General features: G+C 39.9%; 9 protein-coding genes. All 9 read right to left on the bottom strand.

Going from position 1 to position 12,936, the window contains the following annotated elements:
* Positions 1–32: 32 nt before the first annotated feature.
* The 9 genes from KJ593_03020 to carB all read right to left on the bottom strand — a co-directional run bounded on the left by KJ593_03020 (position 33) and on the right by carB (position 12,758).
* Positions 33–1,505 carry a hypothetical protein gene (locus KJ593_03020; GenBank protein ID MBU2540852.1) on the bottom strand — a complete coding sequence of 491 codons (1,473 nt, stop codon included), beginning with the start codon at positions 1,503–1,505 and terminating at the stop codon, positions 33–35.
* Positions 1,506–1,522: 17 nt separating this feature from the next.
* Positions 1,523–3,232: an NAD+ synthase gene (locus KJ593_03015; protein ID MBU2540851.1), complete on the bottom strand. Its 1,710-nt coding sequence runs from the start codon at positions 3,230–3,232 to the stop codon at positions 1,523–1,525.
* A 13-nt stretch (positions 3,233–3,245) separates the two neighbouring features.
* Positions 3,246–3,908 (bottom strand): endonuclease III, encoded by a 663-nt coding sequence (nth, locus tag KJ593_03010; GenBank protein ID MBU2540850.1) that lies wholly within the window; start codon positions 3,906–3,908, stop codon positions 3,246–3,248.
* Position 3,909: 1 nt separating this feature from the next.
* A complete protein-coding gene (gene amrS / locus KJ593_03005) occupies positions 3,910–4,917 on the bottom strand; it encodes an AmmeMemoRadiSam system radical SAM enzyme (protein MBU2540849.1) in 1,008 nt (335 codons plus the stop codon).
* Between the two features lie 19 nt (positions 4,918–4,936).
* The gene (locus KJ593_03000; protein MBU2540848.1) at positions 4,937–5,533 is read right to left on the bottom strand and encodes an isochorismatase family protein; all 597 of its coding nucleotides are present in this window, start codon (positions 5,531–5,533) and stop codon (positions 4,937–4,939) included.
* Complete coding sequence (locus KJ593_02995; GenBank protein MBU2540847.1) at positions 5,530–6,588, bottom strand: translocation/assembly module TamB; 1,059 nt, start codon at positions 6,586–6,588, stop codon at positions 5,530–5,532. Before KJ593_02995 ends, KJ593_03000 begins: the two co-directional genes overlap by 4 nt.
* 122 nt (positions 6,589–6,710) lie before the next feature.
* Positions 6,711–7,772, bottom strand: coding sequence for a nicotinate phosphoribosyltransferase (locus KJ593_02990; protein ID MBU2540846.1), 1,062 nt, complete (start codon positions 7,770–7,772; stop codon positions 6,711–6,713).
* Between the two features lie 235 nt (positions 7,773–8,007).
* Positions 8,008–9,525: a DUF1846 domain-containing protein gene (locus KJ593_02985; protein ID MBU2540845.1), complete on the bottom strand. Its 1,518-nt coding sequence runs from the start codon at positions 9,523–9,525 to the stop codon at positions 8,008–8,010.
* A gap of 29 nt (positions 9,526–9,554) precedes the next feature.
* Positions 9,555–12,758 carry a carbamoyl-phosphate synthase large subunit gene (gene carB, locus KJ593_02980; protein MBU2540844.1) on the bottom strand — a complete coding sequence of 1,068 codons (3,204 nt, stop codon included), beginning with the start codon at positions 12,756–12,758 and terminating at the stop codon, positions 9,555–9,557.
* Positions 12,759–12,936 lie beyond the last annotated feature (178 nt).

The following is a 12,936-nucleotide window of genomic DNA, read 5'->3' as shown; positions in this document are numbered from 1 at the left end:
CGCTAAAATCCTCTCATTGCCTAAAATTTAGTTCATATTATAAATTTTTCTTTTTTAATTAAGGTCTTGCTTTTAATCTCATTCTTGATTCTTTTCGGCAATCCTGGCTTAGCTAATTTGTAATACATGTAATTTTTGTATCCTTCTACGCCGGGCTGATTAAAGGCGTTGACATTCAGCAACTCGCCTTCAAAGGCGACAGCCATCTCAAAGAAAAATAAAAGCCCACCCCAGTAATAAGCAGAGACCTCAGGCAGGCTAATCGTGCAATTCGGTCTCTGGGCTCTGACTAGTGACCACTCGGTTGCCTCTTGGGCTAAATTCAACAAGTCAGCGAAGGATTTAGCTGAGATAAAATCTCCTGTGTTTGGCACCTTAACATTATTGCGGAATTTTTCTACACGGATAAAAGTTATCGTCTTGTTATTCTCTCCTTCTACATTATTCTGGGCAACTGAATGTAAATCAGTGGTTCCACTACAGACAATAGGGGTCCTGCCGACATTTGCAATTCGCGCCAGATCATCGCTCCAATCCTCCTGGCCATTGGCAATTACCTTAATCTTTCTTTCATACTTTTTACCAAGACTCTCAGATAGTAGCTGAACATACCAGTCCCCTGTAGATTTTAACGTTTGCGAAAATGGCATTAGAATTGAAATAGTCTTTCCCTTCTTTTTATAAAGGATATACTGTAATGCTGCATACAAATAAGCAGGATTCTGATAAACGGAAATTTTGCTGCACTTCTCTGCCATTTCTCGGGCGCCTCTAAGTACCTCGGAGATATTAACACCAATAATCGCCAGATGCAGAAGGCCCATATTAAACTCTGAATATCTACCGCCTACGCCTTTGAATAAAGGCAGATTGCGAAAGCTATATATATCTTTTGCCTGCTCATTGATTATTCTCCTGCGCAATGAGCCTGATGCAGGATCTGTAATGGCAAAAATCTGGCGTCCATACTTAGCGCCTATATTGTCTTTAAGCCACTGCTCGACTACAGCAAAGGCAGCCTTGGCCTCTATTGTCTCACCTGACTTTGAAATCACGATAACAAATGTCTTCTTGGGGTTTAAATTTTTTAATAGTACGCCCAAGGTGTCAGGATCAAGATTATTGCCTTCAAAGAATATTCTCGGCCGTCTTCCCCTTGCCTTACTGAATTCATTATAGTAACTACCGCAGAAGGCATCTTGAGCTGCCTTAAGTCCTAGATATGAACCGCCAATCCCAATCGATATCACGTTTTCATATCTTGTTGCTATATGTGAGCCTAAAGTAGCAATAGTCTTAATAAGCCTTCTGTCCTGATACGGCAGCCTTACCCACTCTAATCCCAGATTTACTCTGGACGTCGGATTTTTAATAACATCTCGTAAATGTAGATGCGCCTTCTTGAGCACCTTTCCCATTCGCTGCAATTCCTCAGGCGATACAGCGTGCTCTTTTCTAATATTAAAGCTAAACATATTGTTAAAATCAAACCTTATCTGCTTCATATCATCTCCTTAAGGTCTTATTGAGTGAATTTATTCGTTATTGGCATGCGACGGTCGCGACCAAAGGCCTTAGGTGTAATCTTAACACCTAGTGCATATTGCCTACGCTTATATTCATTCTTATCGATCAATGCAACAACGCCTCTTATCGCCTTCTTGCTTAACTTTGCCTTTAGCATTGCCGCGACTGACTTATCCTTTTGGACATAGGCATCAACGATTGAGTCAAGCACTGAATAAGGCGGCAGCGTGTCCTGATCTCTCTGATTCTTTTTTAATTCTGCGCTGGGAGCGCGTTTAAAAAGTGACTTGGGGATAATCTCCTTAGCCTCTTTTTCATTTTTAAAGCGGGCTAATTTATAAACTAATGTCTTAGGTACATCCTTAATAAGGGCAAAACCGCCTGCTGTATCTCCATAAAGCGTACAATAACCAACGCTTAATTCGCTTTTGTTTCCTGTGGTTACAACAAGATAGCCAAATTTATTAGAGAATGCCATCAGGAGATTGCCGCGAATACGCGCCTGCAGATTTTCCTCAGTGATATCTACATCTCTACTTCCAAATGGCTCTCTTAGAGTCATAAGATACTGTTTATAAATATTATTAATCGGAATAACCCATAACTTTATCCCTAAATTAGCTGCTAAGCGCTTTGCATCATTTTGAGTTTCCTTGGAAGAGAACATTGAAGGCATCAAAATTGCTACTACATTATTCTTTCCAATTGCATCAGTTGAGATTGCTGCCACCAATGCTGAATCTATGCCACCGCTTAAGCCTAAGATTACTCGTTTGAAACCATTTTTAGCTACGTAATCCTTAAGTCCTAAGGCCAAGGCATCATATATCTCTGCCAAAGGTTTATGTATTTTCTCTATACGATTTAAAATATCAATCTTCTTTCTGGTTATCTTATGCGCTATGCGAATTCTTTCAAGCCTTAGCGAAGTTGAGACTCTGGAATAAAATTTTCTTGTTCGTTTCGATGTAACTATGTCAACTGTTAATAAATCTTCACAAAACTGTTTTGCGCGGGCAACTACCTTTCCTTCTGGATCAATTACCATGCTTGCGCCATCAAAAATAAGTTCATCTTGACCGCCGACTAGATTACAATAGGCAATGAAATTTCGTGTTTCCTTTGCTCTTTTGGCTAATAATCTCTGGCGTAGATGTATTTTATTAGCATGATATGGAGAAGAAGATATATTGATAATAATGCTGCTTTGGCCTTTAAGGCTCTGTGTCTGGGCCAGACCAGGCGCATGCCAGATATCCTCGCAAATATTAACTCCCACTCTTAGACCAGTCTTAAAAGCCAGGATACAGGCCGCCTCGCCTGAATCAAAATAGCGCAATTCATCAAAAACACCATAATTAGGAAGCTGTATCTTTTTACAAAATCCCAGAAGCCTTTTATTGTAAATAATAGCAGCAGCGTTAAAGAGCTTATGCTTATAAGCATAAGGAACGCCGAGTATAGTGACGATTTTCTCAGATGCCTTGAGTATCCTTTTAAGATAAAGGTTATTTTCTTTAATGAAATGCGGCTTTAGGAGTAGATCTTCCGGAGGATAGCCAGAAAGAGCCAATTCAGGAAATACCACAATATCTGCCTGTATGGTCTTGGCTGCCTTAATATAGCTGATAATTTTCTGAGAATTACCAGCTATATCTCCCACAACACTGTTAACCTGAGCTAACGAAATTCTGACTGTTTTCATATTTTTTTAAAAATCAACCTAAGAAAATTTTCGCAGATGGACAAAGGGCCTTCATTACGCACTTCAAACACATAGGCCTGCGTGCCTGACAGATTGCCCGGCCATGGTCTACAAACAGATAATTAAAATCAAGCCAGTCCTTCTCAGGAACAATCTTCATTAAATCCTGTTCTATTTTTTCAGGATCTTCTTGATCACTCAAACCCAATCTCTGCGATAGGCGCCTTACGTGCGTATCTACGGCAATGCCTTGGCTTTTCTTGAATGCACTGGATAATACAATATTGGCAGTTTTTCTTGCAACCCCCGAAAGGCTAACCAAATCTGACATATTATCCGGGACCTTGCCTGAAAATTCAGTTACTATTTTCTTTGCTGCGGCAATGATATTTCCTGCCTTATTCCTATAAAATCCAGTCGAGCGAATTTCCCGCTCTAAAACAGACTGTTTTGCCTTAGCAAAGCAAGCGGCACTGGGGTATTTCTTAAAAAGCGCTGGTGTAATCTTGTTAACTCGCTCGTCAGTGCATTGAGCTGAAAGAATAGTAGATATCAAAATCTGCAAAGGGCTCTTAAAAAAGAGTGTAGTGCGCGCTTTAGGGTAAGTCTTGCGCAGTATCTTTATAATCCTTTTTATTGTTCCTTGCCCTTTCAGCAAATTATCGCAACCTCGGATATCAAAAAACCCCTTCTAGGGCAGTAGAGCAATCTGGACATTGCCCATTACTAAGCTCAAGATAAGCCATTCCCAGACCACTCCTTTTAATGAGCAGGCGTTTACAATTATAGCAATAAGTGTCATTGCCTTCAAATACATTTCCTAGGTATACATAACGCAATCCCGCCTTCTCTCCTATCGCTTTTGCCTTGTTTAATATATCTATTGGAGTACTAACAGCATCCCTAAATTGATAATCAGGACGAAACCTGCTAATATGCCAAGGAATCTCAACGCCAACAGAAGCAATGAACTCCGCTATTTTCTCAAGCTCTTCCTCTGAATCATTGTGCCTGGGTATTAAAAGCGTAGTAACCTCAACCCAGATGCGCAATTTCTTCATAAGTCTGATGGAATCCAGGACCGGCTTTAACCTAGCCTGACAAATCTTTCTATAGAAATCATCATTAAAAGACTTCAAATCCACGTTTGCCGCATCCAAGAAAGGAACAATCTTACAAAGGGCGGATTCACTCATGTATCCATTTGTAACAAAATTGTTATACAAACCGTTATCTTTAGCTAATTTGGCAGTATCGAAAGCGTATTCAAAAAAGATAGTTGGCTCTGTATATGTATATGAGATGCTTTTGCAATTTAACCTTTTTGCCTCTTTAACAATATCTTGCGGACTTAACTCGTGTCCAGCCGCATTATTATTGTCTTTTTTATTGCTTTGAGATATCTGCCAGTTCTGACAAAAGCCACATTTGAAATTGCAGCCTACTGTGGCAATCGAATAAGAGCTTGTCCCAGGCAAAAAATGATATAAAGGCTTTTTTTCTATTGGATCAACATTTGCTGCAATCGCCTCTTTATATACATGTGTATAAAGCGCTCCCTCTCTATTTTTTCTTACACCGCAGATTCCGAATTCACCAGTTGATATGCGGCAATGATGTGAGCACAAATGACAATGAACCTTATCATTCGGAAGTTTTTCATAAAGCATTGCCTCTTTTATCATCAGGCTCTAAATTAGGCCTTTAGTAGGCCATGCCAACAATATCTTTAAGGTTGAGTTTATTTGCACCACGCGATGTCATCTCATCTATAGCCCTAAGTGAATCGCCCTTTTTAACATCCACACCACGAATTGCATCTATAAGCAAATTAACTTTTAATTTATAGCCTAAGGCATCCAGAACCGAATGTTTCACGCAATAATCAGTAGCAAGGCCACAGCAGAAGAGCTCTTTTATGCCAAAGATCTTTAATAAGCTAGACAAATCCCTTCCTTCAGAATCCTCTGCCTGAAAACCAGAATAACTTATCTTTTCCGGATGCATACCTTTAGATATGATTATTGCCTGTTTTGGCAATTTCAATTTTGGACTGAATTCTGCACCCTGACTATTGGCAATGCAATGCCTGGGCCAGGAACCTCCAAAATCTTTAAAATGTTTAGTTTTTTCTGGATGCCAATCTCTGGATGCAAAGATAGGCAGGTTAGATTTCAAAAAAATGCCTATATACTTATTTACAATCGGCATAATCTCTTCTGCCTCAGGTACAGCTAAAGCGCCACCTTGGCAGAAGTCATTCTGAACATCTACTATCAGAAGTGCTTTCTTTAGTTTCATTGCTTATTTTCTAACTCTGATTCGCTAACGGCAGGAATATCGCCTAGACCTAGACGTTGCATTATATCTCTAATACTTTTACCAGATAAGAAATAATCCAATAAATCTTTAGCCATTGCCTTCTTAAAACTTACCTCGCTAAGTACCAGCTCTTCTGCTTCTTGAGGATAAGTGCCTTTAACTAGCATAAAGGCAAGTATACTTTCAAGTTTAGGGGGTTTGGATGTTAACTTCAGACTAGGATCAGAAAAATTGCCACTAAAGGCTATGTCAATCTCTGTATCCCTGACTTTGGTTGAACCTTTAAAATCAAAAAGGATTTTTTCATAATCAGGGGAAAATATAATCCTGCTCTCCTTTATTCGAAATACCTGATCCCGACTTACAACCTGGCCACTTTTAAAAACTACTGCCCCCTGTAACTGGGAATCCTTACCCTTACCTGTTAAATTGATAGCAAACGAACCCGGACAATCAGAAAACGTCAACTCCTGGTAGGAAATCTTCTCTACATCAAATACCCCTGTTAACTGCGGCCTAGTAAAAGAGCCTTTTACATAACTATCAATATTAGTTATTGCCCCGGATATATCATCCAAATCCTTATCCTTGGCAAATAGATCCATAATCTCCTGCGCATCAACCTTGCGCGAATACACGTTTACATCAAGCTCCACCTTCTTATAGCTGGCAAACAATACTATTGGATCTGAATAAGGCAGATACAATCTCGCATTCTCTATATCCAGATTTAAAGTGTCGAATTTAATAGGTCGGAATGAAACATTGAGCTGCTGAATCTTAAGAACTGATTCTTCCGGCAGTCCTGCAAATCCTTTTAGCTGGATATCTTTGAGCTTAAGACCTTGGGCAAGATTGCCCTCAATTGTTTCAATTGAGACATTCTCTGAATCAACATACTGGGAAAGCAATATTTTGGTAAGAAGTGCTGAGCCGGATGTGATAAACAGAAAATATGAGACTAAGGCTGTACCTACGCAAATAAGCACAATAATAACAACAAAAATCAATCGAAATATTCTATTTCCTAGCATAGACTTGTCTCTTGGAAACTTCTTTGTTCTGCTCGTATCTTGAAATATTATACCCCTTTTTGGCCAGATTCGCCATATTTGTTTTAGTCATACATCTTGGGGTTTATCTATACAGGTAAGAGTCAGTTAACTAATTTCAAACGCGGATTAGGCCTATATTTTCTGCCCACCTTATGGCAGGGCTTGCCTGCTACCTTCACAATGTCTGCTGTAAAGTCGATTCTTTCCTTCAATAATGCTGAGCCAACACCTACAGCATCAAAAGGAACGCCTAACTGAAGGAATCTTTTTATCTTATCTTCATCAAATCCACTTGAAATTATTATCTTTACATAATTATACCCGCATTTATCAAGAGCCTTCCTTGCCTTAAATACAAGTTCAGGACAAACCCCATAAGAATCTCTACTCTTGCCTTTAACTGACTTATCCTTTACATCTAAAGCAGTATCAAACCGGACTCCCCATAGTCTGCTGCCCAACGCCTCTGCCACCTTTAAAGATGTAGCTATACAATCATTATTAAAATCAACAAGGACAATACGTTGAATGTTTTTAGGCATATATTTATCAAAGCTGACTGCTGCCTTTACTGTATCGCCATTATATGCAGCAATAAGTCCGTGAGGAACTGTACCTAGGCCTTTCTCACCCCACCACAATCCTTGGGCATCAGTAGAAACCCCTAAGGCACCGGATATAAATGCAGCATAGCCGTCAGCAGTCTGCATTCTGTAATGGTCAAAACGGGCAGGAAAAAACAATACCTTTTTGCCGCTAGCTGCCTTAACCACCTTCTTGACTGCAGTAGCTACAGCTGTAGGCCGAGCAATAACTCCCAAATATACAGTCTCTAAGTGCGCAAAGGTACTGTAATCACCCTCAATAGTCATGACAGTCTCGCCCTTTTTTACCTCATCGCCATCATAGAGGGCCTTGATCTTTAACTGGCTTGGCCGGTCTGCACAGAGCTTAAGGATAGCAATTGCCTCATCCAGACCACAGACAACAGCATTTTTTCTGCAGAATACCTGCATCAAGACCTTTACATGATTATTATCACGCTCTAATATCTTTTTTGTGCGCACAAAATATTTATCAGAATACCAGCCGCTCTTTATCTTGGCAACTGGTATGTCGAAAACCGATGGTTTAAGACGCCTTCCATACTGCCACTTGACCATAGCAAAACCTCACCTAAACAAAAGGGGTTAAATATAGGAAATATTTAACCCCAATTATAGCAAGTTTCTAACGTATTGTCATCAGGAACGTCTATTCAGGTCATTCTTGCTCTTTTAGTTCCTGAATGTACTTCTCTGGGTCAGATTTGAATTCTTTAATACAATCCAGACAGCAAAAATAATATCTTTTTCCTTATGAAAATTGGCATATGGCCTCCTGAATCAAAGAAGTCCTCTATATCATAAACAAGCTATTGCTTGAAAAATTCGGATCGCTGGTAAGATTAACCCCTAGTCTACGCAATCCTGTCTCATCACCTGAGCTAGGCATATGAGTTATGTGCACTTCACAGCCTTGGAGCTCCTTTAATTTCTCCATAGCAAATTGCGCGGCAGGATTTGTATCTGCGCCTATACTTAAGGCAATCAATACCTCTTCTAAATCCAGGCTTAGCGTCTTGGCACCTAAAACATTCTCCTTCAAATTTACTATTGACTCTATTATATTAGGTGCTAACAAATGTATCTTGTCAGGGATATCAGCTAAGATCTTTATGGCATTCAGGATAAGACTAGATGTCGCATGCATAAGAGAAGAATTCTTTCCTGTAACTATTAAGCCATCCTTTAATTCTATGGCAGCGCCACAGAAGATTCCTTCATTTACTTTATTCTTCTCTTGAGCCTGTTTAGCAGCCTCCCTTGCAGAAGCAACCACTCTTCTATCTGCTTGCTTAACATTGACTGCTTCCATAAGAAGCTCTACCCTATCTACTGTCTCTTTATCCACAAAACCCACTAGATATTCACAGGAATATCTAAAATATCTTCGTATTATCTCCTGTTTTGCTGCCTCTTTTACCATTTCATCATTAACAATTCCAAAGCCAGCGCAATTTACCCCCATATCAGTAGGAGATTTATATATAGAATGTGTTCCGGTGATTTTTTCTAATATCCTCTTAAGAACAGGAAATATCTCTACATCGCGGTTATAGTTAATTACTGTCTTTTTGTAGGCCTCAAGATGAAAAGGATCTACCAGATTAAAATCTCTTAAGTCAGCTGTCGCAGCCTCATATGCCACGTTTACAGGATGCTTGAGGGGAATATTCCAAATAGGAAAGGTCTCAAATTTAGCATATCCTGACTTCTGGCCTTTTCTATAATCATGGTATAACTGGGAAAGACAAGTAGCTAATTTACCACTGCCTGGTCCAGGACCAGTAACTATAACAAGTGGATTCTTGGTTTGGATATATTCGTTTGCTCCATAACCCTCATCACTAACTATTAAATCCACATCCGTAGGATAACCTTTGGTAAAACGATGCGTATATACCTTTACACCTCTGCGTTCCAACTTATTCTTAAATATATTTGCTGCTGGCTGGTTATCGAATCTGGTTATCACCACAGCTAAGACATCAATATCCCAGCTTCTTAAATCATCAATAAGCTTCATGGCATCAACATCATAGGTAATGCCAAAATCTGCTCTTACCTTTCTTCTTTCGATATCGCCGGCATAAATACAGAGTATAATATCTGCCTTATCTTTTAGCTTCTGTAAGAGCTTCATCTTTACATTAGGATCAAAGCCAGGCAATACCCTTGAGGCATGATAGTCAAAGATTATCTTACCGCCAAACTCAAGATATAATTTATTGTCAAACTTCTTAACCCTTTTTAGAATAGCCTGCGTCTGCTCTTTTAGGTATTTTTCATTATCAAAACCTGGTTTTGTCTTCACCGATCTCTCCTTTTATTCTTTAATATATTCTAGCCTATTTCCTTATGATAATCCTGAAGCGCCTTTGGTAAAGACTCAGAACTACTCACTGCTTTAATACCTTCAATACTTGCCTGGGCAGCGGCTATTGAGGTAATGTATGGAATCTTATGCCGCACTGCCATTATGCGGATGTAGCTATCATCGAATTTTGAGCTACGACCAATAGGGGTATTAACAATAAGATTAATCTCTTTGTTCTTTATTGCATCGGAAATATTCGGTCTGCCCTCATGCAATTTTCTTATTACCTTATTCTCTATTCCCTTCTTATTCAGGAATTCACCGGTTCCTCCTGTAGCATAGATATTAAAACCTAGCTGCTTCATCTCTTTAGCAATAGGCACTAAGTACTTCTTATCCTTATCAGCTACGGTTAACAGGATGTTACCTTTTAAGGGAAGCTTGGTCCCGCTGGCTTCCTCTGCCTTGTAAAAAGCAAGCCCAAAGCTGTCAGCGATTCCCATAACCTCTCCAGTAGCTCTCATTTCCGGACCTAATACTGGATCTACTTCTGGAAACATATTAAACGGAAAGACCGCCTCTTTAACCCCTACATAAGGAATCTTTTTCTTCTTTAATTCAGGAAATTCCTTAATGCGCTTGCCTAACATTAATTGAGTTGCTATACGAGCTATAGGAATAGCGGTTATCTTAGAAACTAAAGGTACAGTTCGGCTTGCACGCGGATTAGCCTCCAAGATATAAACCTCTTCATTGCAGATTGCATACTGAATATTCATTAGACCCACAACCTTAAGTTCTTTTGCAATAGCAGCTGTGTATTTCTCTATATCCTTAAGGTGTTTTGTCTTTATAGTCTTTGTAGGAATAGCACAGGCAGAATCTCCAGAATGCACTCCAGCTGGCTCTATATGCTCCATGATTCCAGCAATAAAGCTATCCTTGCCATCTGAAAGTGCATCAACCTCTACCTCAATAGCATGCTCTAGGAATCGGTCAATAAGCATGGGGTGTTCTGGACTAACATTAATTGCTTCCTGGGCATAACGCTTGAGCATATATTCATCGTAGACAATCTCCATACCCCTACCACCTAGTACATAGGATGGCCGCACCATAAGAGGAAAACCTATTCTCTTGGCAATATTAATGGCCTCTTCTAAGGAACGTGCTGTGCCACTTTCCGGCTGGGGAATGCCTAGGTTTATCATCCTTTCTCTAAAGCGTTCCCTATCCTCTGCCAGGTTTATATTCTCAGGAGTAGTGCCTAATATGTTTACTCCATTGTCTTTTAATTCTTGGGCAATATTTAAAGGAGTCTGGCCTCCAAACTGGACAATAGCTCCTATGGGTTTTTCTTTCTCATAGATTGTCAAGACATCCTCAACAGTCAAAGGCTCAAAATAGAGCTTGTTAGAAGTATCATAATCAGTAGATACTGTCTCTGGATTACAATTGACCATAATTGATTCATAGCCTTCATCGCGCAGGGCAAAGGCTGCATGTACACAAGTATAATCAAATTCAATACCCTGTCCGATTCTATTCGGCCCACCGCCTAAAATCATTACCTTCTTATTACTAGAAACAGGTACTGTGTCTTTGGCATTAAAAGTAGAATAATAATAAGCTGCGTTTTCTACCCCGCTAACCGGAACCGGCTCAAAGCAAGCTACTTTTCCAATCGCAATTCTCTTCTGCCTTACCTCTGCCTCCTTTACTTGAAAAAGTTGACCTAGATATTTATCAGAAAAACCCCATTCCTTGGCCTTGGCCAACTCTTGATCCGGCAGGTCTTTCCAAGAGTATTTAAGCAACTTCTCTTCAAACTCTACTAGCTCCTTCATTTGGCTAATAAACCAGCGTCCGATAAAAGTTAAGGAATAGAGCTCTTCTACGCTCATGCCTTTACGTAAGGCCTCATACATAAGAAAAACACGCTCACTAGAAGGTTGGGCTAGTTTCTCCTTTAGTCTCTCTAAGGAAAGACTATTAAAGTCTTTGGCATAACCTAAGCCATATCTTTTTATTTCCAAAGAACGAATTGCTTTTTGAAAGGCCTCTTTAAAGTTTTTGGCAATACTCATTACCTCACCCACTGCCTTCATCTGGGTTCCTAATACATCCTTAGCCCCAGCGAATTTCTCAAAGGCCCAGCGGGCAAACTTAATAACCACATAATCTCCCCAGGGTTCATATTTTTCCAATGTGCCTTTTCGCCAATAAGGAATCTCATCCATAGTCAAACCTACTGCCAATTTGGTAGAGATTCTGGCAATGGGAAAACCAGTAGCCTTAGAGGCAAGGGCAGAAGAACGAGAGGTCCTAGGATTAATCTCTATCACTACCAACCGGTCATCTTCTAAATTATGGGCAAACTGGATATTGGTGCCTCCTACTACTCCAATTGCATCCACAATTCTATAGGAAAATTCCTGCATACGTTTCTGCAATTTCTCAGGCACAGTAAGCATGGGAGCAGCGCAGAAACTATCTCCAGTGTGTATTCCCATAGCATCAATATTCTCAATAAAGCAAACAGTAATCTTCTGATTCTTTTGATCTCTAACTACCTCAAGCTCTAACTCTTCCCATCCTATAACCGACTCCTCAACTAAAACCTGTCCTACTATGCTTGCAGCCAGACCCCGGGCTACAACGATTCTTAACTCTTCTACATTATAGGCTATGCCACCACCAGTACCGCCTAAGGTATAGGCAGGACGCAAGACAACCGGATATTTAAGCCCTTCTGCGATTTTTTCAGCCTCTTCTACTGATGTAGAAACCTTTGAACGAGGAACCTCTAAACCTAGCTTTGCCATTGTCTCTTTAAATGCAAGACGGTCTTCACCTCTTTCAATAGCATCTGCCTTAACCCCTATAATCTCAACACCGTATTTCTTCAAGATGCCTGCTTTATACAGACTTAAAGAAAGATTCAAACCAGTCTGGCCTCCTAAATTAGACAAGAGCCCATCTGGCCTTTCCTTTGCAATAATCTTCTCCAAGGTCTCAACTGTTAAAGGCTCAATATAAGTCTTATCAGCCGTACCTGGATCAGTCATAATCGTAGCCGGATTTGAATTAACCAATACCACCTCAAAGCCTTCTTCCTTCAAGGCCTTACAGGCCTGGGTACCAGAATAATCAAACTCACAGGCCTGACCAATAATAATCGGACCTGAACCAATAATTAGCACTTTTTTGATATCTTTGCGTCTTGGCATTAAAACTCTCCTTTACTAGCAAGTAGGTTATTTTTATATCTTTTCATTTAATTACCTTAATATAGAGAAAGGCGTCCCCTCTACATCTTTGTACGCAGAAAGGACGCCTTTGTCATCTTAACTAAAATAGGTTGCCGCTTTTATCTAAAAAAAAGACGCTCCTTCCTCGAGCGTCTTG

The organism is Candidatus Omnitrophota bacterium (assembly GCA_018830005.1).
GTDB lineage: Bacteria > Omnitrophota > Gorgyraeia > JAHJTE01 > JAHJTE01 > JAHJTE01.
Note: the sequence above shows the minus strand (reverse complement) of the source record. Positions and strands in the feature narration are given on the sequence as shown.